Genomic DNA, 22,323 nt, shown 5'->3' with positions numbered 1-22,323 from the left:
TCCTGCTTTCACACAGCAGACTCACAGTTTGAACAAGCATTCTTAGCTTGAGAGCACCCTCATTATTTTCAAAGGAACTCAACCATTCATGGGAATCACAGATGCCCCCTTTGTCTGGGGAATAACCGTTATCAGCGCCCTCTTCTTTCTCTTTGGGGTGCTGGTTCTTCCCCGCCGCCGTAGGCCGGGGCTGAAAAAATACTTGGCTCAGGCCCTCGTTTTTCTAGTGACCATAGTGCTAGCCATTGCCTCGGTTGCCGCCTGGCTCAACCAGGAAAACCAGTGGTACACCAGTTGGCAGGAGCTCTTTGACCCTTCTGCCGCCCATACTTCCAGCGTGGAAAACTTTGGGGCGGCCGATAGTGTTCTCCCCGCAGCTCACGTCAATCAGACCGCCAGCGAAATTCAGAAAAACCCGATCACCAACCCGGCTTTTAGCGGGCAGGTGAAGAATACAGACCAGGGGCAGTATTTTACGGTTAAAGTTCCGGGATCAGCTTCTTCCAGGAGCATGGACGTGATGGTTTACCTACCCGCTGGCTACCTTCAGAACAGCGATCAGTTTTACCCCGTGATTATGGGGTTTCCCGGTTTTCCGGGCTCGTCTACCACCTATAGCAAGGACATCGACTACGGAAAAATGCTGGAAGACAAGTTCAATTCCGGGGAGATGGGGCAGGCAATTCTGGTGGTTCCCGATGTCTACCCCGGTACCTTTGACAGCGAGTGTGTAGACTCCGATGCCGGTACCTCAACCATGGAGCCACCCCACACCGAAACCTACGTGACCCAAGACCTCGTTCCCTGGATCAAAAATAACCTGCGCGCCATTGAGAATAGCGGGGCGTGGGCTACCAGCGGCTACAGTGCCGGAGGCTGGTGCGCCTCAATGTTTACGGTCAAACACCCCGATATTTTTGGCTCGGCGCTGGTACAGGCAGGTTATTTCGAGCCCATCTACACCGATGGCCAGCAGTGGCTTGACTCCAAGGATCCCCGCTACCTGCTGGGAGATATTGTTGCCAAAGATAAACCTGAAGTTGGTATCTATTTCTACACCAGCGCCGAAGACGATCTTCCCAAAGCTTCCCTGGGAACCTTTAAAGAGGCAGTGCAGGCACCCACCGAATTAGTGGTGGCAACGGTGCCGGTGGGGGGCCACCGCGTAGATGTCTGGATTCCCGGCATTGGCCAGGGCCTAGACTGGCTTGCCCACCGCTCCCCCTACTTTGCGCACGCCAGTTAGTTCCGGCTCTGCAACTTACTTGAAGAGCCGCCGGCGAATTGCATTAGACAGCGAGTAGCTGGCCCGGCGCTTGGCGTAGCCGGTGGGGTTCCGAAAAGCACTCGTGAGGTGCTGGAACTGGCGCACCGGCTTCGGCACAAACTTGCGACGGGCAGAATACTTAGCGTGGCCCACCGGGTTGATGACCCGGCGAACCTTGTTTGGCAGAAAAGTTCTAGTAAAAAATCCCATACCCCAATCATACGCATACTTATCTTAGATAAACAGTATGCTTTCTATCAGCCTACCCGCGCCGCGAAGGTAGCCCAGGCGGCGCTCAGGGACTCAAGCTCGCGACGTCCTGCACTCGAAATCTCGTAGACCTTACGGCCGGGCCCTCCCTCGCCCTGCTCCCAGTGGGTGCTGACCAGGCCAGACTCCTCAAGTCGGGCTAGCGCCGGATAGAGGGTAGCCCCCTTCAGCGGTGCAAAACCGCGCTCAGCAATAGCCCGACCAAGGGCGTAGCCGTGGGCGGGCCCGGTTGAAAGTTCCTGGAGCAAGAGCAGGGGCAGGACGGCGCGCTGCCAGGAAGAAGGTTCGGGCGAGTTCATCGTGCGCTCACCTCGGGAATTTTGCGGTTGAGGTTGGTGTACTGGCCAAAGAAGAGCAGGTTGGTCAGGGCAAAGAAGGCCGGATTAGCCCATTCGTTATCCAAGAAGCCAAAGCCCACCAGGGCTACCAAGGCCAGCACTGTCACGGTAGCGATTGCGGTAGTTCGACGCTTTTTGCCCCACTGCGGATAGACTCCCTCTAGCTCGTAGGCGTAGAGCTCGGGGTGGCCAAATTCCTCCTGAGGGGTTGCAGCGGTAAGTGAGCAGTGCTCGCGCACCTCAGCCAGGTATTTCTGCGGAGAAACCCGGTAACGAAACCGTAAAACTCCGGCAAAACGGCGGTACCAGGCAGAGGAATCCAAGACCGGGGCAAACTGCGGACCGACAGCCCGCCAGCGCCACCAGAGAACCGCCGGAAGAGCAAGAAGAAGGAAGAATACCGGGGTGGGAAAGCCCGAAACCAGCACAGAGTTGTTCACGACAGCAAGGCCCAGGCTCACCAGAACTGCCCCGACTCCCAACACCGCACAAGCATGTGTGGGCAGACCAGAAGTGAGCAGGGCATAGAAACCCAAGAGGGTGGTGATCCCGAGGGTGAGCACCAGCGGAACAGCAAGATCGCGGGCTGTTAAATCAAAGCTAAGTCCCGAATAAATCAGCAGGCGGACGCTGGCAAAAAGCCCCAGCATCCCCAGATAGGTAGCACCCGCACCGAGCACCGCTGCCGGTGAAGCAACCAGGCCATACCGGGTTTTGAGCCGCGCGGGGATTCTCTGCGCCAAATCTTGCTCAGCCTTAGCCGCGGGGTCGCCAAAGAGCTCATATGCCTCAGTCCCCGAATCTTTGATCTGCTGCATAGTCTCTTTCAGCAGAAGGTTCCGGCTCCCCGCCGAGGTGTTATCACCGTAGTAGACCAGCTGCCGGTCATAGACATAGAGCCAGTCGTTGTCCCGGGGTGAAAAGCCCGGGTAGGGTAACTTAGTCATCCCGCGCTTCCTTCAAACGTTGTTTAACCTGCCGCCTATTATCCCGAGACTGCCCTCTGAAACGGAGGGCAAAAAATAGAATTCCCACTCCCCAGAAGATAGAGCCAAGCCAGCCAGAATCCCACATCAGGCTCAGCATCACCGCCACAAAAATCAGAAACTGCAGGGCGATAAAAGTCTGCTTCAGCCAACCCTTACGCCTAATGGATTGCACCGAGTTCCCCGCATAGGCCTGCGCGAAAGCCGCCGCGGGGCCAAACTCAGTCTCGGGGTCCACCGCCGTACCCCGCGCGTCCTGAAGCGAAACCAAATGATCGCGGGTTTCGCGGACGACGCCGCGCGCCTCCCGAGCGCGGAAGGCGTGCTGACCGCGCAGATAGCCCTCAAGCTGGGTAAACCAGTCGCGACTATCTTCACGCTGGCGGGCAGAAGCCCACCCTCCAGCAACAGCCAGCAGCAGGCCGCCTCCACCCAGAGCAAGCCCCAGCAGAAGTCCAAGGAACATGGGAAGAGAAGGCTGGTTAGGACTCTCCATCAGCGGCCCCAGGGTGAACGCGAGCACCACAAAGCCGGCCAGCGCCAGGGCACCAATCACAGTCGCGGCAAGCAATCTACCGCGGGAGATACCAGACCAAACGAGGGTGCCGCCCAGAGCCATCAGCAGACCCATAGCCGCCACAAAGGCCAGGTTATAGGGATGTACAACCCGCCAGGAACCGTAGTCGGTAACAAACCAGGTCATCAAAAAAACTAAAAAACCCACCTGCATCAGAGCCGCCGAGGTAGCCTCTGTCACCGGCAGAATCCGGGTCTCAGAGCGGTCTTCGTGGCTGGTTTCCTGAAAGGCGGCGAGCCGGGCAGCCTTATCAGGATCGCCAAATAGCTTCTGGGCAGGAAGGTCAGCATCCAAGGTGGTGCTTCGAGTACGCTCAACCACCGTCTCAATCTTGCCTGCGGGCAGGTTTGTTTTGAAGGCAAGCACATAGGTGAAACGGGCTGCCCACTGCCGGTCTTGCTCCTTCCACAGCGAATAGTCGGTCAGTCGGTTTTCCTCCGGGGCGCCGGGGGTCTGGTCAGCTGTCATGGGAATCAGCTCCTTGCTTAGCTCAAGACTGCGGTGGCCTAAGTTAAAACTTCTACTAAGTAAAATTCTTACCTAGTATGGATTTTTAGGCAAGCCCTCTCGGTAGAATAAGATTCCCGGCCCAGAGAGTTGCAACTGCCTGCCCCCAACTCTCTAAAACATGGAAACTTTCACCCCAGGAGCCTCATGGAATCCCTCGACCCCACCACGGTATTCCGCATTGTCGATGTTGCCGCGATTGTCTCTTCGGGGCTACTCGGCGGAGCAGTCGCCCGTGCTTTCCGCTTCGACATGGTGGGTTTTATTCTGCTCTCGGTAATTACCGGCATGGGCGGCGGCATTATCCGCGATGTTTTACTCAACGCCGACTTTCCTATCGCCCTCACCGACTCGGCCTACTGGGCGGGAGCGCTCACCGCCGCCCTGCTTGCCTATACCATTGATCTTGGCACCCGCTGGGCCAACTGGCTTCTGATGATTGTGGACTTTCTGGGTATGGGCTGCTGGGTTGCCACCGGCACTCTCAAGGCCCTGAATTTTGGCTTGCACTGGCTGCCCGCCATTGCCCTGGGTATTGTCACGGCGGTGGGCGGTGGCGTACTGCGCGACATCATGGTCAACCGTATCCCCTCCATTTTGGGAGGCTCTTCCCTCTACGCCACGGTTGCTTTTGTGGGAGCCGCCGAGACCGCGATTATCAGCGAGGTTTTCCACCGACCCAATTTAGCTATGGCGGTCTCTATCGCCTCCTGCCTCATTTTTGGTATCGCGGCCCGCACCCGCAACTGGCAGCTTCCCGAGCCGATTACGCTGAAGGTGCCCCGCCCGCGGTTTATGTCAGGACGACGCTCCTCCCGCCCCCTCCGCAAGGGCTGGTCTGCACCGGGGCAGAAAAAGGCAGGTCGCAGTGTTCGCACCTGGGAACCCGGCCAGCCGCTGACAGAAAATCTTGAGGTGCTGACCGATGAGCAGATTCAACAACACCGTCACTCCCCCAAAGATTTCTAGTTTTTTAGACAGATACCTAACAAAATGTTGCCAACTTGAGAACAGAATGTCTTCAAAATGAAAAATTTTTTGAAAATTTCTAGACAATTTCTCAACTTCACATTCCCGAGCTCAAACCAAACCTTGACCAGCTCAAACACCCTTATGGCGCATGCGCCAGAACGTAAAAATACTTTACAGCTCAAACTCACAGGTTCAACGAGAATCTCCCAGCTCCCCTCCAGGATATATAAAATTTGAAATAAAACTACTTGCCAGGACAGGTTTTTATCTTCTCCCCCGGCGCTGTTTGCCCTGTCTACCGGTAAAAGGGGTTCTACGCAGAGCCTTTGTAAATATGTAAACTAGTTCTTGGTCAGTCAAACGACTGACACAGCCTCAATAGGAGGCGAGCAAAGAAACAGACAATTAGTTTTTATGCTCTATCACGGTTTGGTAGTCGGTAAAGGTTGGGGGATCTGACCCGGCTCGCACGCTGTAGCGTCTAGGGGATTAGCTAGAGCGCAAACCGTCTTGAAGAACCGTGTTATCGGGGGATATTCGCGGTTCCCACCATGAAAATGGCCTGCTTCATCGAGATGAAGCAGGCCATTTTCCTTTTACCTCTCAAGTTATAGAGCAAAAAGTATGTCCCCCTCCCGGGCATGTCACCCGAGAGGAGAGCAAAAAGCGCCTTCTTTAATATGCTGGGTAGCTACTCAAGTTGCTTTGCCTGCCGAGAGGTCATTTTTATACCGAAATTCCACGAAAAACAGTCAATAATTGGCCTCTCGCAAAAGCTCTGTGAGGAAGGTACAAGCATAGTCCCCAGGTACAAGTATTGTCTTGTACCTGGGGACTATGCTTGTACCCTACGGACTGTGCTTGTACATTGAAGGAAAATCGGCAGGAACTTGCTTGTACCCAAAGGCACGAATTTACCGAGTCGCCGTTTCAGCGACATTTCGCCGGTCCCATACCGGCGACTCGATGAAAAAGGTTAGCTGTAGGGGCCGTCTCGATTGCCGAGAGGTCATTTTTAGACCATTTTTCGTGGAATTTCGGTATAAAAATGGCCTTTCGCGGATTACCTCTCAGCGCCGAGCCACCAGAAAGTGACTGAGCCACCAGCACCTTGAAAGCGGGTCGGTCACTTTCTGGTGGCTCACGGCAAAACGCTAGGCGAGCTTTCCCGCTACCTTCTCTACGGCAGCTAACAGGTCGCCGGTTTCCAGCAGCTGAACTACCGCTTCAATCTCGGGTGCCAGGAACCGGTCTGTTCCGGGGCCCTGCACACCTGCGGCGCGAATAGCCTCAATAGCGGCGGCGGTGGCAGGGGCGGCGTCCAGCCCCTCCCGCAGCTCAATACCGCGGGCGGCAGTGAGAATCTCAATTGCCAGTACCCGGCGCAGGCCGTCCACCGACTTGCGCAGTTTGCGGGCAGCAGACCAGCCCATGGAAACATGGTCCTCCTGCATAGCCGACGAAGGAATCGAGTCCACCGAAGCCGGAGCCGCCAGCCGCTTGAGCTCAGAGACAATCGCCGCCTGGGTGTACTGGGCAATCATGTGGCCCGAGTCCACCCCGGCGTCATCGGCCAGGAAGGGCGGCAGGCCACGACTGCGGGCGGCGTCCAAGAAGCGGTCGGTACGACGTTCAGAAATCGAAGCGAGGTCGGCGGCAGCAATCGCCAGGAAGTCCAGCACGTAGGCCACCGGAGCGCCGTGGAAGTTGCCGTTGGACTCCACGCGACCGTCCGGGGTCACCACCGGGTTATCGACGGCGGCGCGCAGCTCACGCTCCGCCACCAGCTGAGCGTGGTCAGCGGTATCGCGGGCGGCACCGGCAACCTGGGGTGAGCAGCGGAGCGAGTAGGCGTCCTGAACAAAGGCGCAGTGCTCGCCCTGGTGCGACTTCACGATGCCCGAGTCTGCCAGCAGGGTGCGCAGATTTGCCGCGGACGACGCCTGGCCGGGGTGGGGGCGCAGCTCCTGCAGGTCTTGGGCAAAGACCCGGTCGGTGCCCAGCTGGCCCTCCACGCTCATGGCGGTGGCGAGGTCTGCCAGCTTGAAGAGCTGCCGCAGATCATCCAGGGCGAGCACCAGCTGGCCCAGCATACCGTCGGTTCCGTTGATGAGAGCCAGCCCCTCTTTTTCTGCCAGTTCAACGGGCTTCAGCCCCGCTGCTTCCAGTGCCTGGGCGGCGGGCATATACTCGCCGGAGGAATCGCGCACCACGCCCTCACCGATAATGGCCAGCGCGCAGTGGGCCAGGGGCGCGAGGTCTCCCGAGCAGCCCAGCGAACCGTACTCGTGTACCACCGGGGTAATGCCGGCAGAGAGGAAATCAGCGTAGGCCTGGGCGGTTTCGGCACGCACACCGGTGCGGCCGGTGGCCAGGGTCGAGAGACGCAGCAGCATCAGGGCACGAATTACCTCGCGCTCCACCTCGGGGCCAGAACCGGCAGCGTGGGAGCGAATCAGCGAGCGCTGTAGTTGCTTGCGGAGCTCCTGGGGAATGTGGCGGGTTGCCAGGGCGCCAAAGCCGGTGGAGACCCCGTAGACAGGCTTGGGGTTCTCGGCCAGCTCTTCAATGCGCTGGCGGGAGTCGGCAATGGCGGCCAGGGCTTCTTCGGAGATTTTTACGGTGGCACCCTCGCGGGCAACCGCCAGCAGCTCTTCAAAGCTGACCGGGCCGATTCCTACGGTTACTTCAGTCATGGATTTTCCTCTCAAAGTGGTGGGTTGCTATACGATGAGCAAGTCTGGCGGCAGTCTTTGCCGTGCGCCCGTCAAGGTCAAAGGCGGGGTTGAGTTCGGCAATATCGGCGGCGGCGAGCTTGGGGCTGGCGGCCACCAGGTCGCACACGGCCTCGATGATTTCTAGGTGGACGCCGCGGGCCGCCGGGGCGCTCACGCCGGGGGCGGTAGCGGCGGGAAGAACGTCCAGGTCTACGGTGAGGTAGATGAGGTCGTTTTCTGCCAGGAAGCTCTGCACAAAGTCCAGGACCTCTGCCCGGCGGGTGACACCGCAGTCAGTATCGAGCAGGTACTTCACCCTGTATTTCTCTGCGGTGTCGAAGAGGGTCTGCGTGTTGGCAGCCTCAGAGATACCCACTACGGCATAGCTGACCTCGCTGCCCTGCTCTTCTTCGAGTTCCAGCAGCTGGCGAAAGCCCGTGCCCGAGGTTGCCCGCGGTGCCGAGCGCAGGTCAAAGTGGGCGTCGAGATTCAGGACGCCGAATTTGGCGGGTTTGTTCTCGCTCCCCTGCCCGGGCGCGCTGCGGCGGGCCGACCGGGCCACGCCCCGGTAGGTTCCAAAAGCAATCTCGTGGCCACCTCCCAAAACAATCGGTAGTGAGCCACTATCGATTACGGCAGCCACCGCCTGGCCCAGGCGCTCCTGGCCCTCTTCCAAGCGATCGTCAGTGACGGTGACATCTCCGGCATCAGCCAGGTCAATAGAAGCCACCGGGGCCAGCAGAGACAGCGACCCCAGCGCAGACCGAATCGCCGCCGGGCCCTCAGCTGCCCCGCGGCGTCCTTGGTTCCGCTCTACCCCCTCATCGCTGGCGAAGCCGAGTACCGTAACATCAGCGGCGTCATTCTGAGAGTCCTCCCCCAGCAGACGCACCCGCTCGTGCCAGCGCAGGTGCTCTTCACCCGCGCCGTCGTGTCTTCCAGTCCAGGCAGCGGGTGGCGCATCAATGAAGTCAGAGACTTTAGCCATTGAGCACCCCCGCTGCCCGGTAGACAAGCTCACCGTGCGAGTACACCGAGGACACCAGAGGAACCCCCGGTCGGTAAGCCAGGTGCAAGTGATTGGGGGCGTCAAGCACGCTCAGGTCGGCGCGGGCTCCGGGGCGGAGCACGCCAACATCCTCGCGTTGCAGGGCGGCCGCGCCCCCGGCGGTTGCCGCCCAAACAGCTTCATCAGGGCTCATATGCAAGTCCCGCACCGCAATGGCAATGCAGAAGGGCATAGAGGTGGTGAAGCTGGTGCCCGGGTTGCAGTCAGCACCCAGGGCAACGGTAGCCCCCGCGTCGAGGAGCTTCCGAGCCGGTGGATAAGGGTTGCGCGTGGAGAAATCCGCGCCGGGCAAAACCGTGGCCACGGTTGCGGACTGCGCCAGCGCGTCAATGTCGGCCTCGCTCAGGTGCACCACGTGGTCTACGGACGCCGCGCCCAACTCCACCGCCAGCTGCACGCCGGGGCCTGGGTTGAGCTGATTTCCGTGGACGCGCGGGGTGAGGCCGTGCTTGATCCCCGCGGTGAGAACCGCGCGGGACTGCTCTTCGTTGAAGGCACCCTTCTCACAAAAAACATCAATCCAGCGGGCATAGGGAGCGCAGGTGGGTACCATCTCGTCGACAACCATCTGAACATAGTCGTCGGTTCGGCCGGCAAATTCCGGCGGGGCAACGTGGGCCGCCAGCAGGGTAACCTCATCGGTTTCTCTGCCAGCAACCTGCAGGCTGCGCAGCTCAGACTCGGTGGACTGGCCGTAGCCGGACTTCACCTCAACCGTGGTGGTGCCCTGCCGCAGAGACTCACTGAGCAAGTTCTTGTAATTACAATGAAGCTCCTCTGCACTGGCGGCGCGGGTTTTTGCCACCGTACCGCGAATACCGCCCGCCTCGTATTTCTTACCCTGCATGCGCGCCGAGAATTCCTCGGAGCGATCCCCGGCAAAAATCATGTGCGAGTGCGACTCCACAAAGCCCGGCAGCACCGCCCCGCCCTCAAGGTCCCGAGCGCTATCAGCCGCCGGAGCATCAGCCGCCCGACCCACCCAGGCCACAGACTCGCCGTCCAATACCACAGCGGCATCGTGAATAATGCCCAGCCTGTCGGTCTCTGAACCGGCATCGCCCAGCTCGGGCGAATTGGTCACCAGGGTCTTGATACCCGTGAGAAGAGTAGTAGACATTAGTCCGCTTCCTTCATCGGAATACGAACCCCGCGCTCAGCCGCAACCTCGGCAGCGTGCTCGTAGCCGGCGTCCACGTGACGAATCACGCCCATACCGGGGTCATTGGTGAGCACACGCTCAATCTTCTGGGCAGCCAGGTCGGTGCCGTCGGCAACGCACACCTGACCCGCGTGAATGGAGCGGCCCATGCCCACACCGCCACCGTGGTGCAGGGAAACCCAGCTGGCACCCGAAGAGGTGTTGACCAGGGCGTTGAGCAGGGGCCAGTCAGCCACGGCATCGGTGCCGTCTTTCATGCCCTCAGTCTCGCGGTAGGGAGAAGCCACCGAGCCCGAATCCAGGTGGTCACGGCCAATCACAATCGGAGCCGAGAGCTCACCGTTTTTGACCATCTCGTTGAACTTCAGACCGGCCTTGTGGCGCTCGCCGTAGCCCAGCCAGCAGATACGGGCGGGCAGACCCTCGTGGTGTACCTTCTCGCCGGCCATCTTAATCCAGCGGGCCAGGTGCTCGTTCTCGGGGAAGAGCTCGAGAATTGCCTGGTCAGTCTTTTTAATATCCTCGGGGTCGCCGGAGAGCGCTGCCCAGCGGAAGGGGCCCAGGCCCTCCTCAAAGAGGGGGCGGATGTAGGCGGGCACAAAACCGGGGAAGTCAAAGGCTCGCTGGAAACCTGCCTTGCGGGCCTCATCGCGAATCGAGTTGCCGTAGTCAAAGACTTCAGCACCCTTATCCATAAAGCCCACCATTGCCTCAACGTGGCGGGCCATAGACTCGCGGGACTGCTTGGTGAAGAGCTCGGGATCGCGGGCGGCCTCTGCCTTCATCTGGTCAAACTCCACCTCAAGGGGCAGGTAGCTCAGGGGGTCGTGGGCGCTGGTCTGGTCTGTGACAATATCGATGGGAGCATCACGCTTGAGCAGCTCGGGGAAGATTTCGGCGGCGTTGCCCACCAAGCCGATTGAGAGGGGCTGCTTCTTATCGCGGGCCTCGATAGCCAGTTCTAGGGCGTGGTCGATGTCTTTTGCCTTGGTATCGAGATACTTGTGCTCAATGCGGCGGTCGATACGGGACTCATCGACGTCCACACAGATAGCCACGCCCTCGTTCATGGTCACCGCCAGCGGCTGGGCGCCACCCATGCCACCCATACCGGCGGTCAGGGTAATGGTGCCTGCCAGGGTGCCGTTGAAGCGCTTGCGGGCAACCGCGCCGAAAGTCTCATAGGTTCCCTGCAAAATTCCCTGGGTGCCAATGTAAATCCAGGACCCGGCGGTCATCTGGCCGTACATCATCAGGCCCTCAGATTCCAGCTTGCGGAAGTGCTCCCAGTTGGCCCAGTCCCCCACCAGGTTAGAGTTAGCGATCAGCACGCGGGGCGCCCACTCGTGGGTGCGGAAAATGCCCACGGGCTTGCCAGACTGCACCAGCAGGGTTTCGTCTTTTTCGAGATCTTTTAGAGAGGCAACAATGGCGTCAAATGCTTTCCAGGAGCGGGCTGCGCGGCCGGTGCCACCGTAGACCACCAGGTTATCGGGGTGCTCGGCCACCTCGGGGTCGAGGTTGTTCATGAGCATACGCAGGGCACCTTCCTGCTGCCAGCCCTTGGTGTTGAGTTCAGTACCGCGCGGGGCGGAGACGGGGCGGGGTTCGTGGCCTTCAGAAGAAACATTCATCATGGCGTTCCTTTCCTTGCTCTGCACTGTGCGGAAGCCGTGTCGCGGCGCTGTCTCGCGCCTATTGAGCGCCATTTTCTTGCTTTCTGGACACAATTCCGCAGGTGAGTCAATTAATTAGCTAGTCTGTTGGGTAAGCACCGCCCATTTTTGAGGCGAGCGTCACACTGCATATATTGTATATACAACTAGATGTTTCGTTGACTGTCAAGGGAGCCCCATGAAAATTCAAGATTTTGCTCCGCACTACGAGCAGACCAGCACTGCCCTGCCCGCCTACCAGCGCATCAAAGACATGATTCTGCAGCTGGTTTCCCAGGGCAGCCTGGTTCCTGGCTCTCAGATTCCCTCAGAAAATGAACTCGTAGACGCCCTGGGAATCTCCCGCATGACCGTCAACCGCGCCATGCGCGAACTCACCAGCGAAGGCATACTCACCCGCTCCCGCGGCGTCGGCACCTTCATCGCCTCACCCAAGGCCCCCGGCTCCCTCTTTGAAGTCCACAACATCGCAGACGAAATCAAAGAGCGCGGCCACGTACACTCCACCCGCGTGATTGCGCTCGAAGAACTTTTCACCGAGGACGACGCCGGGTGGGGTCCCGGCCAAATCCCCGCCGAACTCGGCGACCACGCCTTTCACTCGGTCATCCTCCACTATGAGAACGAGGAGCCTTTTCAGCTGGAAGAACGCTTTGTCTCCCCGGAGCTGGCGCCAGACTACCTGGCCCAGGATTTTTCTACTTCCACCCCCAACGACTACCTCACCCGGGTAGCTCCCCTCTCCCGGGGAAAGCACGTGGTGGAGGCGGTGCTGGCCTCTGATCCCCAGAGTGAGCTTCTCTGTATCGACCCCTCTCAGCCCTGCCTGCGCATTGAGCGCTACACCTACTCAGATGCCGGGCTGGTTTCCGCCGCCCGTCTGCTGCACCCTGGCTCGCGGATCCGCCTGGAAGGAGAGTTCGGGAACTAGGGCTTGGGTGGCTCGGCCTTGGGGTGTTCCTTACACAACAAAGAAGCTAGAGAACTAATAGACCCAATAAGGAAATCAGCCCGTTAATAAACATGTGCAAGAGGACTCCTCCCCAGATTGATTGGTGGAACCATCGTAGGTAGCTTAAGCACAGCCCCACCGAAATCATGTAGGGCAGAAGGACGGGAATGCCGTGGCCTAGCGCGAAGATAACCGCAGTAAGGAGTACAGCCCAGATTATGGAGAACTTGCCTCGCAAATAGCTCCATAGGAACCCTCTAAAGAAGAGTTCTTCCCACAGCGGTGTAATGATAGCTGTTGCAAAGATTAGGGCGATTTTTGCACCAGCCCCAAGATGCGGAAGCATCTTAGAACTAGAATTTGTTTCAGGCGGATTCCCGCTGAAAAATAAAAACACGAAGATAGTTTGGACAGCGAGTATCCCCAGAAACAAAACCGGAATCTGCCATAGAACATGAAGCAGCCGGAGCCGAGGCTTCACGATACCGAGTGAGCTCCAGGAAATCTTACATTTATAGGCAACTCCGATGAGCCCCAAAAGAGCAAGAACACTGACTATCAGAATCGACCATACGATCGTTTGGGTTACTTCTTCACCTGAGAGTCCAGCAGTCAGAGCAAATACGATGTAGCTGCCAAAGCCCAAAATTAAAACGAAGAGCAGAGCAAGAATTGCTAGAAAAAGTTGCTTTCCAGTGACATGAGGTGTGCTTCTTAAATTACTCATGCCCACCAAATTATCAAGCTTTTTCGCGCCCAGCCGCCACCGCGCCGTCCTCATCCCGCAGATTACCCAACCACCGGAAAGTGACCGAGCCACCAGCAACCAACTGGTGATTCAGTCAGTTGCTGGTGGCTCGGCGTTAGAGCGGCGCGGGCTAAGCCAGCACCTGCCGCTTAGAGCTAATCACCCCGGTGTTGAAGCCCGCCAGGTGCAATCCGCCGTGGAAACGGGCGTGTTCAATTTTCACGCAGCGATCCATCACCACGTTCAGCCCGGCAGACTCACCCAGGGCGGCGGCGTCCTCATTCCACGACCCCAGCTGCATCCAGACAGTCTTAGCACCGGCGTCAATAGACTCCTGCACCACCGAGGGCAAATCCTCATTGCGGCGGAAAATATCCACCATGTCGGGGGCCTCGGGCAGGTCAGCCAGCGAGGCGTAGACCGGCTGGCCCAGCACCTCCTTGCCCTTGGCGGCAAGAATCGGGTTCACAAAATAAACCTTGTAACGGGAGGACGACAGCAGATAGGTCGCCACAAAATACGAGGCGCGCGAAATTTTATCTGACATGCCCACAATCGCAATCGACTTGGTAGCCCGCAGAATCGCCAGACGTTCAGGTGCTGAGGGGCCTTCCCAGTTTCGTTCAGTCATTACTTCTCCTCCTTCTCACCGGACTCCGCGGCGGCGCGCTCGGCAGCGCGGGTATCTGCGCTTGCTTCGCCGACGACGGCGCCGGAGCGGTCGCGGCCCGAGGCAATGGTCAGTGCCTGGTCAAGGTCCCAGATGATGTCCTCGGTATCTTCAAGTCCCACCGAGATACGAATCAGGTCTTCTTTCACACCGCCGGCAACCAGCTGTTCGGCGGTGAGCTGCTGGTGGGTGGTGGACGCCGGGTGCAGCACCAGGGTGCGGGCGTCGCCAATGTTGGCCAGGTGCGAGGCCAGCTGCAGGTTCTTGATGAATTCAGCACCTACGTCGCGGCCGCTTGCCTTCTCGGTAGCGGCAACACCGAAGGAAAAGACCGAGCCCACACCCAGGGGCAGCAGCTTCTGAGCGCGCTCAAAGTGGGGGTGGTCTTCTAGTCCGGCGTAGTTCACGTAGGAAATACGCGGGTCGGTATTGAGCCATTCCACCACGGCCTTGGCGTTGGCCAGGTGGGCATCCATGCGCTGGGGCAGGGTTTCAACGCCCTGGAGCAGGTTGAAAGCTGCCTGGGGTTGCAGGGAGGGGCCAAAATCGCGTAGCTGCTCAGAACGCAGCTTGGTCAGAAAACCGTACTCGCCAAAGTTGCCCCACCAGGAAACATTGTTATAGGAGGGCACCGGCTCTGTCATAGCGGGGAACTTGCCGTTACCCCAGTTAAAGCGACCCGATTCAACGACGACGCCGCCCAGGGTGGTGCCGTGGCCGCCGAGGAACTTGGTGACCGAGTGAATGATGATGTCTGCCCCGTGTTCAAAGGGCCGAATCAGGTAGGGCGTGGACAGGGTTGCGTCAACCACTAGCGGAATGCCCGCCTCGTGGGCGACCTCGGCCAGACCCTCGAGGTCGGCAATTTCGCCCGAGGGGTTTGCCACGATCTCGGTGTAGATTGCCTTGGTGTTCTCGGTCAGTGCCGCCTTAAAATCGGCCGGGTCTGTACCGGCAACGAAGGTGGTGTCAATACCAAAGCGACGCAGGGAAACGTCCAGCTGGGTTACGGTGCCACCGTAGAGCTGGGACGAAGCGACGATGTGGTCGCCCTGCTGGCACAGGGCCGCAAAGGTAATGAACTCGGCTGCCATACCCGAGGCGGTTGCCACCGCGCCGATACCGCCTTCTAAGGAAGCAATACGTTCCTCCAGCGCAGAAACGGTGGGGTTAGAAAGGCGCGAGTAGATATTGCCGTACTTTTGCAGGGCAAACAGATTGGCGGCGTCGTCGGCGTCTTTAAAAACGAAGGACGAGGTCTGGTAAATCGGCACCGCCCGCGCCCCGTGCTCAGCATCGGGCGTGCCACCGGCATGTAGCGCGCGGGTGCGGAAACCAAAGGTATGTTCAGCCACAAGCAACTCCTTGACTAGGCTCCCCTGCACACACAGGGATGGTTAGTCTCCATAGTGCTGGAAATCCCTGAAAGGGTCACCATTGTGTCTGAAGGTTGCGAAGGTTGCGCAATGTGTCGGGCTCTACCCCGCTTTGGTACACGTGAAGTCCCTGGGTACAAGTCGATACTTGTACCCAGGGACTTCACGTGTACCTTAGACTGGCGCAGGCTACTCGCCGGGGCGGTCACCTCGCTGCGAACCGGCAACAGAGCCAGCCGCTGAACCTGCCGCCGAGCCGCTAGCCACGCCAGCAGGGGCTGAACCTGCCCGGGAGGAAGCAGCATTGCGAGCCGTCCAGAAATCAGCGTTGCGAATACCCAGTGCCTCGGGATCGAAGACGGGATCCAGACCTGCCTTCTTCTGGCGGGTGTAGTCCTTGAGCGCCTTCAGGGCGGGAACCTGCAGAATCAGGATCGCAATCACGTTCAGCCAGGCGGTGATGCCCACACCGATGTCACCGAAGATCCAGGAGTCGGTGCTGGTAGAAATTGCGCCGTTGAAGGTTGCCCAGAGAATCAGCACGCGCATAATCCAGATCAGGGCGCGGCGGGCTACGCGGGACTTAATCCAGCGGTTGAAGTAGTAGAGGTTGACCTCTGCCATGTAGTAGTAGGCCAGCACGGTGGTGAAGCCAAAGAACATAATGGCAAAGGCAATGAAGGAGGGGCCAAAGCCGGGCAACAGGGTATTGAGAGCTTCCTGGGTGTAGCCGGGGCCTACCGCAATGCCGTCTGCAATGGAGCCTGCGTAACGGACAACGCCCTCTTCAGATTCACCCTCGAAGACCTTGTACATGTCGGTGGAGATAATCATGAAGGCGGTTGCCGAGCAGATGAAGAGGGTGTCTACGTAAACAGCGAAAGCCTGCACGAAGCCCTGCTTAGCGGGGTGGGAAACCTCAGCAGCTGCTGCCGACTGGGGGCCGGTGCCCTGGCCTGCCTCGTTGGAGTAGATGCCGCGCTTCACGCCCCACATGATTGCCACGCCCATCATGCCGCCAAAGCCTGCGTTCATGTTGAAAGCAGAACTGAAGATCAGACCAAAGACCTCGGGAATCTGCGAGAAGTTGACCACCATAATCACCACGGCGAAGGCGATGTAGAGAACCGCCATGAGCGGAACCACCAGCGAGGCGAAGTTTGCAATACGCTTGACGCCGCCAATCACGATGATTGCCAGAATGACGGTCATGAAGACGCCGCTCCACACCACGTCAAAGCCCCAGGCCTGGTCGATTGCCGCTGCCACCGAGTTGGACTGGATAGCGGGCATGAAGTAAGACATGGCCAGCACCATAGATACAGCAAAGACAATGCCGTAAATCAGCCACAGGGGTGCTGCCTTGGTGTGGCGGTAGGCCTTCTCGATGTAGTAGGCGGGGCCACCGCGGTACTCACCGCTATCTTTATCCTGCTCCTTGTAAATCTGAGCCAGGGTACATTCGATGAAGGAGGTGGCTGAACCCAGCAGGGCCACCGCCCACATCCAGAAGACAGCGCCGGGGCCGCCGAAAGCGATAGCGGTGGCAACACCTGCGATGTTACCCACGCCCACACGGCCTGCCAGAGAGATCATCAGCGACTGGAAAGAGGAAATACCGTTTTCTGACTTATCCCCGCCCTTGAGCTGGGAGAGCATGTCTGGAATGCAGCGAATCTGCAGGAACTTAGTAACAATCGTGAAGTAGATACCCGCGCCCAAGCAGAGAAAAACCAGGGCGGGTGACCAGATTAGACCGTTGAGGGTCTCGAAAAATGCTGACACCGTTCAAACTCCATCGATGAGGTGATGATATTGAAGTGACTCAAGTCACCATATGCAATGACATTTAGTTTCGCCTGTCTATACAAAAAGTGTCAATACTTTCGGGCAAAAAAGTTGCCCTCTCGTACGAGAGGGCAACACATCGCCTGCTATTTGTTTGCAAACAAACACCCGCGCGGGCGTCGTCCGAAAAATCCTACATCGTGTAGTCCACCATCTCGTAGACGTTGAGGAACTTACGGATTCGTTCGTCATCGGATGAGAAGAAGCCGGACGGCGCTCCGTTGTAGGTCACCTGCCCGCCGTCAAGGAAGATAATCCGGTCTGCCACCTTCTGAGCAAAGGCCATATTGTGGGTGACCACCACCAGAGACCGCCGCTCCCGCGCCAGGTCTACCAGCACCTTGATAACCTCCGCCTCAAGCTCGGGGTCAAGGGCTGAGGTGGGCTCGTCAAAGAGCAGGTAGTCGGGCGAGACGGCGAGCGCCCGGGCAATCGCCACGCGCTGCTGCTGGCCGCCAGAGAGGTGTTCGGGATAGGAATCAATGCGGTGTTCCAGCCCCACCTTGACCAGCAGGTCCCGCGCTAGCTGATCGGCCTGGGCCTTACCCATCTTGCCGTTGAGCACCGGGGCAAGCGCCACGTTTTTCAGGGCGGTGTAGTTGGGAAAGAGGTTGAACTGCTGAAAGACCATGGCCGAGTGCTGACGCATGGTGCGCACCTGATCGTCGGAGAGCTTCCCGCCAAATTCCACGGTGTCGCCCTCAATGGTAAGAGAACCAGACTCGGGGGTTTCCAGCAGGTTCAGGCAGCGCAGTAGGGTGGACTTACCGGAACCCGAAGGCCCAAGAATCACCGTGGTCTCGCCGTCCTCAAGAGAAAGCGAGATGTCGTGCAGAATCGTCTGGCTGCCAAAACTTTTGGTGAGGGAATCAACTCTAAGCATGAACGCTCCTCATGTAGCGGTTGCTGCGCTTCTCTAGCAGGGACTGCAACCAAGACAGCACGGTGAAGATCACCAGGTAGATTGCCGCAACCTCAAGGTACATGGCCAGCGGTTCAAAGTTAGCCGCCGCCACCTGCTTGCCCGACTGAAAGAGATCGACCAGAGAAATGGTAGAGACCAGCGAGGTGCCCTTAATCAGGTCAATCAGATCATTGCCCAGCGGCGGTAGCGCGATACGCACCGCCTGGGGAATAATCACGTGGCGTAAGGTCTGCATCTTGGTGAAGTTCAGGGTTCTTGCCGCCTCGAATTGGCCCCGGGGAATCGAGGCTACCGCCGAACGGAAGGTCTCTGCCACATAGGCACCAGTGTTGAGCGAGAGGGCAATAATTGCCGAGGTCCAGGGGTCAAGGGTGATCCCCACCCGCGGCAGGCCGTAGAAGACCAGAAAGAGCTGCACCAGCAGCGGAGTGCCGCGAAAGAGCCACACGTAGACGTTGGCCAACCATGCCAACGGCCGGAACTTATTTGAGCGAAAGACCTGCGAGATAATGCCGATGAGAATCGCCAGCACAAAGGCGATAGCAGACAGCGGCAGCGTAATCTTGGCGGTTGCCAAGAGCAACTGCGGCAGGGAGTCCACCCAGAGTTCTATATACCGATCCATAAAGTGCTAGACCTAGGCTTTCGGGGTGAGGTCCATACCAACGTACTTCTCGTAGATTGCCTTGAGGTCACCGTTATCGGTGTGCTTCTTCAGAGAGTCGTTGATGGCGTTCTTCAGGGCGTCCTGGCCCTTGGGCATAAGGATTGCAGACTCAGAGGCATCGCCCAGCTCGCCCTCCAGCAGGCGGTAGTCAGCGTTGGGGTGCTCCTGGTCGTAGGCTGCGAAAGTCACCGCGTCATTACCGCAGCAGTCCACGCGGCCCGAGAGCACCTGCTCAATCGCCTCGTCAAAGCCGGTCACGGTCACGATAGTTGCGCCCTGGCCCTCCAGCAGGGTGCGGAAGTTAGAGGTCTCGGACGACGCCGCGGTGTGGCCGGCGATGTCCTCCACCTTCTGCAGCTCGGAGTCTTTCTTCACGGCAACCTTGCCCTTAGAGGCCACGTAGGTGGTGGAGAAGTCGTACTTCTGCTGGCGCTCTTCGGTGGGGGCAACGTTGTTAATCACGATGTCATAGCGGTCTGAGTCCACACCGGCAATTAGGGAGTCCCACTGGGTTTCAATGTACTCGGCTTCGACACCCAGGTCGGCGGCAATCAAATCGCCGATTTCCTTTTCCATGCCCACCAGCTCGTTGGTCTTTTCGTCGTGGTAACCCCAGGGGCGGAAGGTGCCCTCCATACCGATGCGGATGGTGCCGGCGTCCTTAATGGCCTGCAGCTTATCCTCGGAAGACGATGAGGACGAGGACGGCGAGCAGGCGGCGAGAACGCCCGCCAGCGAGAGAGCGCCGGTCAGGGCAAAGGCGGAACGGCGAGTCATGGAGGATGACATGTTCATGGTGATTTCCTTATCAGAGAGTTTTTTCTTATAAAAGCTATTAGAAGGCAGCTGACAGGGCCTTGTCGAGGTCTGCAATGAGATCCTCTACATCTTCAATACCCACGGCTACTCGAATCAGGTCGGTGTCCACGCCAAACTCTTTCAGGTGCTCCTCGGAGTAGGCACCCTGGGTCATGGTGGCGGGCAGGCAAATCAGCGACTCGATGCCGCCCAGCGAGACCGCAAAGGTAAAGACCTCCAGGGAGTCCAAGAAGGCCTTGGTGTTAGCACCCGGCGCCAGCTTGAAGGAGAAGAGGGCGCCCAAACCCTGGGCCTGGCGCTGCTGGATTTCCCGCTCCCGCTCGTTAGCCGAACCGGCGTAGATGACTTCAGCGACGCCGTCATGCCCCTTGAGAAAGTCCATCACCTTCAGGGCGTTCTGTTGCTGGCGGTCCATACGGATACCCAGGGTCTTGACGTTCTGTAGCAGGCGGTAGGCCTCGGTGGGTGCCATGATATTGCCGTTGATGAGCTGAGACTTGAAAAGCTCATCTGCCAGCTCATCGCTGTTGGTGGCAGCCACGCCAGCCAGCAGATCGCCGTGGCCGCCCAGGTACTTGGTGGCGGACTGCACGGTAATATCTGCGCCCAGCTCCAGGGGCCGCTGTAGATAAGGGGTCATAAAGGTGTTGTCTACGACCAGCAGGGCACCGTTGCGGTGGGCCAGCTCGGCAATACGCTCAATATCTGAAACCCGCAGGGTGGGGTTGGTGGGGGTTTCGAGAAAGACCATCTTGACGGTTTCGTCGAAGTCCTCATCGGAGAGCTCGGCCATGTCGGCCACAAACCGGGTGGTTACGCCGCGTTTGGGTAGCTCGATGGTGCCAAAGCGGTAGTTACCGCCGTAGACGGGCATGCCCATCAGCAGGGTCTCGCCCGACTTCAAAATGCCCATAGCGGCTGCGGAGGCTCCCATGCCGGTGGCGTAGGCGGAGGCGTGCTTAGCGCCCTCAATCTTGGCCAGGGATTCCTCTAGCTTAGAGCGGGTGGGGTTGCCACCGCGGGAATACTCGAAAGGTCCCTCGCCGCCCTCGGTGGGCTGGCCGAAGGTCGATGCCATGTGAACCGGGGGCACAATTGCCCGATACTCATTGTCTCGAGGGTCAATTGCATGAATCGCGGTGGTGTTGAAACCTGCCATTGCTTTTACTTTCTCTTTCAAGTTGCTTGAGCTTACGGTTCAACACTACCCGGTTGGTGACTAGACAGGTAGGTTTTGGGAGCCATCTGCGGTGGGTCTCACGCCTTTGTAACACTGCGTAACGCAGGCTTGAGTGCCCCCCGAACCTACTTTCTATATTTGCGCTACAACAGGCTCTTAGTACAAGCAAAGGCCAACTGAGATGCCAAAAGTACACGTGAAGTCCCTAGGTACAAGACAATACTTGTACCTAGGGACTTCACGTGTACCTTCGGTAGCCCGGCAAGGATGAGCTTGTACCTTCCCTACCAGGGTTCCTCCGAGAGGCCAATTTTGTACCGAATATCAAAGAAAAACGGTATAAAAATGGCCACTCGGGCATCTACCTACTTCCAGAGCCGGTTGCGGGCGTGGATAGCCGAGGGGCGAATCTGCATCCACTCGGGGCAGTCCAGCCTAAAGGTTTTCTCGCAACCCGAAAGCGCGGTAATGATGGAATCGCAGCGGCGGTTGAACTCGAGCAGGTTGCACTTTTCAACAATCTGACCGGGGAAATGCCGGTGCATCTTCGAAACCGAATCAGAGGCCTCCTGCAGGCCGTGTCCGGTATGGCCGGGCACGTGCTTGACGATCACGCGGCGCTCCCGAATAGCCTCGGTCAGAGAGGTCATCTCGGCCAGCACCCGGGGATCCTGCACGCCCTCATTAGCCCAGTGCTCAAAAGACCAGCGGTTGTGCGCCAGCCTCAGCACGAAAGTCAGCGCGCCCAGGGAATCCGTATGAATCACCAGGCGCCGACCACCGTGGTAGAAGAGCGTAAAGGCAGCCAACATGGCAGAAAGCTCGCCGGTCATAATGTTGGTGGCATCGTAGTGGGAGTGGAAGTAGAAACCGTCTTCAGCCACACCCCCAATTCCCATGCGACCACCGCGGGCAAATTTCTTGTTGTTGGTAGAACGGAATGAGCAGTCGGTAAAGACGTTATAGTCCACCAGCTTCTCCACCGGTTGCTGGGCCTGGTCGCGCTCCTGCTCGGCGTAGGCCAGCCGTGAGGCCTCCTCCATGTAGTGCGGCAGAATCTCACCGGCGGGGGTACCCACCAGCTTCACGTGCTGCTCACCCAAGGAGTGGGACTCATAGGGGTTGAGTACCTTATCAATGGAACGGTACTCCATGATCTCTTTGAGAGATCCAAACTGGCGGAAGAGCAACTTCAGGTAGTGCCTATCGGCTGCCACCGTAATAAGATTCTGCTTATATTCCTCAGGAATTACTTCCCAAGCCCGCAGAATCGCGCGCCCGAGCATGTCAACATGCACCTCATCGCAGGGGTCCAGCAAAGAGTGGGCCACCGAATCCGTAATGGGTTCAGTCTCAATTACCTCGCGATCACCGTTTTCCCGCGATATAAAAATCATGCTGGAAAGCCCGGTGTAACACATGCTTTTAGACTGAACAGTCTCCATCATGATGGCAACCACTGCCACACCCTGATCCACGAAACCTGCCGGGTAGCTCGAAGTGTAGTCAGGAGCCTCCCACGTGAGGGTACATTTCTTGATTTGTGCTGGCGATATGCTCATTATTTCCACCTCCTTTTCTTCTCTATTGTTTTTTT

20 protein-coding genes are annotated in these 22,323 nt (G+C 58.4%); 3 read left to right on the top strand and 17 right to left on the bottom strand.

The window, feature by feature from the left end:
• Positions 1 to 88: 88 nt before the first annotated feature.
• Positions 89 to 1,246, top strand: coding sequence for an alpha/beta hydrolase (locus tag IEV00_RS08725; protein ID WP_188359979.1), 1,158 nt, complete (start codon positions 89 to 91; stop codon positions 1,244 to 1,246).
• A 15-nt stretch (positions 1,247 to 1,261) separates the two neighbouring features.
• Here the strand turns inward: IEV00_RS08725 and IEV00_RS08720 are convergent, their stop codons facing one another.
• From IEV00_RS08720 to IEV00_RS08705, 4 genes are read right to left on the bottom strand one after another with little or no spacing between them, the layout of a single operon-like run.
• Positions 1,262 to 1,477 (bottom strand): hypothetical protein, encoded by a 216-nt coding sequence (locus tag IEV00_RS08720; RefSeq protein ID WP_188359978.1) that lies wholly within the window; start codon positions 1,475 to 1,477, stop codon positions 1,262 to 1,264.
• Positions 1,478 to 1,524: 47 nt separating this feature from the next.
• Complete coding sequence (locus IEV00_RS08715; RefSeq protein WP_188359977.1) at positions 1,525 to 1,836, bottom strand: PadR family transcriptional regulator; 312 nt, start codon at positions 1,834 to 1,836, stop codon at positions 1,525 to 1,527.
• Positions 1,833 to 2,822 (bottom strand): hypothetical protein, encoded by a 990-nt coding sequence (locus IEV00_RS08710; RefSeq protein ID WP_188359976.1) that lies wholly within the window; start codon positions 2,820 to 2,822, stop codon positions 1,833 to 1,835. The genes IEV00_RS08715 and IEV00_RS08710 overlap by 4 nt, the downstream gene beginning before the upstream one ends.
• Positions 2,815 to 3,906 (bottom strand): hypothetical protein, encoded by a 1,092-nt coding sequence (locus IEV00_RS08705; protein ID WP_188359975.1) that lies wholly within the window; start codon positions 3,904 to 3,906, stop codon positions 2,815 to 2,817. Before IEV00_RS08705 ends, IEV00_RS08710 begins: the two co-directional genes overlap by 8 nt.
• A gap of 186 nt (positions 3,907 to 4,092) precedes the next feature.
• Between IEV00_RS08705 and IEV00_RS08700 the strand changes: the two genes are divergently transcribed.
• Positions 4,093 to 4,914 (top strand): trimeric intracellular cation channel family protein, encoded by an 822-nt coding sequence (locus tag IEV00_RS08700; RefSeq protein ID WP_188359974.1) that lies wholly within the window; start codon positions 4,093 to 4,095, stop codon positions 4,912 to 4,914.
• Positions 4,915 to 6,071: 1,157 nt separating this feature from the next.
• On the opposite strand, the gene hutH is transcribed toward IEV00_RS08700, so the two are convergent.
• Genes hutH through hutU form a run of 4 tightly spaced genes read right to left on the bottom strand, consistent with a single transcriptional unit; the run spans position 6,072 to position 11,502 of the window.
• Complete coding sequence (gene hutH / locus IEV00_RS08695; protein WP_188359973.1) at positions 6,072 to 7,613, bottom strand: histidine ammonia-lyase; 1,542 nt, start codon at positions 7,611 to 7,613, stop codon at positions 6,072 to 6,074.
• A complete protein-coding gene (gene hutG, locus IEV00_RS08690) occupies positions 7,606 to 8,622 on the bottom strand; it encodes a formimidoylglutamase (protein WP_188359972.1) in 1,017 nt (338 codons plus the stop codon). Before hutG ends, hutH begins: the two co-directional genes overlap by 8 nt.
• A complete protein-coding gene (gene hutI / locus IEV00_RS08685; RefSeq protein ID WP_188359971.1) occupies positions 8,615 to 9,823 on the bottom strand; it encodes an imidazolonepropionase in 1,209 nt (402 codons plus the stop codon). Before hutI ends, hutG begins: the two co-directional genes overlap by 8 nt.
• A complete protein-coding gene (hutU, locus tag IEV00_RS08680) occupies positions 9,823 to 11,502 on the bottom strand; it encodes a urocanate hydratase (RefSeq protein ID WP_229723156.1) in 1,680 nt (559 codons plus the stop codon). Before hutU ends, hutI begins: the two co-directional genes overlap by 1 nt.
• Before the next feature lie 217 nt (positions 11,503 to 11,719).
• Here hutU and hutC point away from each other — a divergent pair, with 217 nt between their 5' ends.
• Entirely contained in the window at positions 11,720 to 12,472 is a 753-nt protein-coding gene (hutC, locus tag IEV00_RS08675; protein WP_188359970.1) for a histidine utilization transcriptional repressor HutC, read from the top strand.
• Between the two features lie 46 nt (positions 12,473 to 12,518).
• On the opposite strand, the gene IEV00_RS08670 is transcribed toward hutC, so the two are convergent.
• From IEV00_RS08670 to IEV00_RS08630, 9 genes are all read right to left on the bottom strand, one after another.
• Entirely contained in the window at positions 12,519 to 13,313 is a 795-nt protein-coding gene (locus tag IEV00_RS08670; protein ID WP_188359969.1) for a CPBP family intramembrane glutamic endopeptidase, read from the bottom strand.
• A gap of 58 nt (positions 13,314 to 13,371) precedes the next feature.
• Positions 13,372 to 13,872 (bottom strand): CoA-binding protein, encoded by a 501-nt coding sequence (locus IEV00_RS08665; RefSeq protein WP_188359968.1) that lies wholly within the window; start codon positions 13,870 to 13,872, stop codon positions 13,372 to 13,374.
• Positions 13,872 to 15,266, bottom strand: coding sequence for an O-acetylhomoserine aminocarboxypropyltransferase/cysteine synthase family protein (locus IEV00_RS08660; RefSeq protein WP_188359967.1), 1,395 nt, complete (start codon positions 15,264 to 15,266; stop codon positions 13,872 to 13,874). The genes IEV00_RS08665 and IEV00_RS08660 overlap by 1 nt, the downstream gene beginning before the upstream one ends.
• 210 nt (positions 15,267 to 15,476) lie before the next feature.
• Complete coding sequence (locus tag IEV00_RS08655; protein WP_188359966.1) at positions 15,477 to 17,072, bottom strand: alanine/glycine:cation symporter family protein; 1,596 nt, start codon at positions 17,070 to 17,072, stop codon at positions 15,477 to 15,479.
• Between the two features lie 196 nt (positions 17,073 to 17,268).
• Positions 17,269 to 18,018, bottom strand: coding sequence for an amino acid ABC transporter ATP-binding protein (locus IEV00_RS08650; protein WP_188359965.1), 750 nt, complete (start codon positions 18,016 to 18,018; stop codon positions 17,269 to 17,271).
• Complete coding sequence (locus IEV00_RS08645; protein ID WP_188359964.1) at positions 18,011 to 18,685, bottom strand: amino acid ABC transporter permease; 675 nt, start codon at positions 18,683 to 18,685, stop codon at positions 18,011 to 18,013. Before IEV00_RS08645 ends, IEV00_RS08650 begins: the two co-directional genes overlap by 8 nt.
• A gap of 12 nt (positions 18,686 to 18,697) precedes the next feature.
• Positions 18,698 to 19,522, bottom strand: a complete 825-nt coding sequence (locus tag IEV00_RS08640; RefSeq protein WP_229723155.1) for a transporter substrate-binding domain-containing protein — start codon at positions 19,520 to 19,522, stop codon at positions 18,698 to 18,700.
• A 40-nt stretch (positions 19,523 to 19,562) separates the two neighbouring features.
• On the bottom strand, positions 19,563 to 20,705 hold the full coding sequence (locus tag IEV00_RS08635) for a trans-sulfuration enzyme family protein (protein ID WP_188359963.1): 1,143 nt from the start codon (positions 20,703 to 20,705) through the stop codon (positions 19,563 to 19,565).
• Positions 20,706 to 21,091: 386 nt separating this feature from the next.
• Positions 21,092 to 22,288, bottom strand: a complete 1,197-nt coding sequence (locus tag IEV00_RS08630) for an RNase H family protein (RefSeq protein ID WP_188359962.1) — start codon at positions 22,286 to 22,288, stop codon at positions 21,092 to 21,094.
• Positions 22,289 to 22,323: the final 35 nt, after the last annotated feature.

The sequence above is a fragment of the Rothia aerolata genome (assembly GCF_014635585.1).
GTDB lineage: Bacteria > Actinomycetota > Actinomycetes > Actinomycetales > Micrococcaceae > Rothia > Rothia aerolata.
This window is presented reverse-complemented; position numbering and strand designations above follow the sequence as displayed.

Excerpts from the sequence above, each read along its gene's own strand:
- IEV00_RS08715 (WP_188359977.1), bottom strand. The coding sequence starts at position 1,836 with ATGAACTCGCCCGAACCTTCTTCCTGGCAGCGCGCCGTCCTGCCCCTG.
- IEV00_RS08720 (WP_188359978.1), bottom strand. The coding sequence starts at position 1,477 with ATGGGATTTTTTACTAGAACTTTTCTGCCAAACAAGGTTCGCCGGGTC.
- hutC (WP_188359970.1), top strand. The coding sequence starts at position 11,720 with ATGAAAATTCAAGATTTTGCTCCGCACTACGAGCAGACCAGCACTGCC.
- hutI (WP_188359971.1), bottom strand. The coding sequence starts at position 9,823 with ATGTCTACTACTCTTCTCACGGGTATCAAGACCCTGGTGACCAATTCG.
- IEV00_RS08700 (WP_188359974.1), top strand. The coding sequence starts at position 4,093 with ATGGAATCCCTCGACCCCACCACGGTATTCCGCATTGTCGATGTTGCC.
- hutH (WP_188359973.1), bottom strand. The coding sequence starts at position 7,613 with ATGACTGAAGTAACCGTAGGAATCGGCCCGGTCAGCTTTGAAGAGCTG.
- IEV00_RS08635 (WP_188359963.1), bottom strand. The coding sequence starts at position 20,705 with ATGGCAGGTTTCAACACCACCGCGATTCATGCAATTGACCCTCGAGAC.
- IEV00_RS08645 (WP_188359964.1), bottom strand. The coding sequence starts at position 18,685 with ATGGATCGGTATATAGAACTCTGGGTGGACTCCCTGCCGCAGTTGCTC.
- IEV00_RS08705 (WP_188359975.1), bottom strand. The coding sequence starts at position 3,906 with ATGACAGCTGACCAGACCCCCGGCGCCCCGGAGGAAAACCGACTGACC.
- hutU (WP_229723156.1), bottom strand. The coding sequence starts at position 11,502 with ATGATGAATGTTTCTTCTGAAGGCCACGAACCCCGCCCCGTCTCCGCC.
- IEV00_RS08630 (WP_188359962.1), bottom strand. The coding sequence starts at position 22,288 with ATGAGCATATCGCCAGCACAAATCAAGAAATGTACCCTCACGTGGGAG.
- IEV00_RS08640 (WP_229723155.1), bottom strand. The coding sequence starts at position 19,522 with ATGAACATGTCATCCTCCATGACTCGCCGTTCCGCCTTTGCCCTGACC.
- hutG (WP_188359972.1), bottom strand. The coding sequence starts at position 8,622 with ATGGCTAAAGTCTCTGACTTCATTGATGCGCCACCCGCTGCCTGGACT.
- IEV00_RS08725 (WP_188359979.1), top strand. The coding sequence starts at position 89 with ATGGGAATCACAGATGCCCCCTTTGTCTGGGGAATAACCGTTATCAGC.
- IEV00_RS08665 (WP_188359968.1), bottom strand. The coding sequence starts at position 13,872 with ATGACTGAACGAAACTGGGAAGGCCCCTCAGCACCTGAACGTCTGGCG.
- IEV00_RS08650 (WP_188359965.1), bottom strand. The coding sequence starts at position 18,018 with ATGCTTAGAGTTGATTCCCTCACCAAAAGTTTTGGCAGCCAGACGATT.
- IEV00_RS08710 (WP_188359976.1), bottom strand. The coding sequence starts at position 2,822 with ATGACTAAGTTACCCTACCCGGGCTTTTCACCCCGGGACAACGACTGG.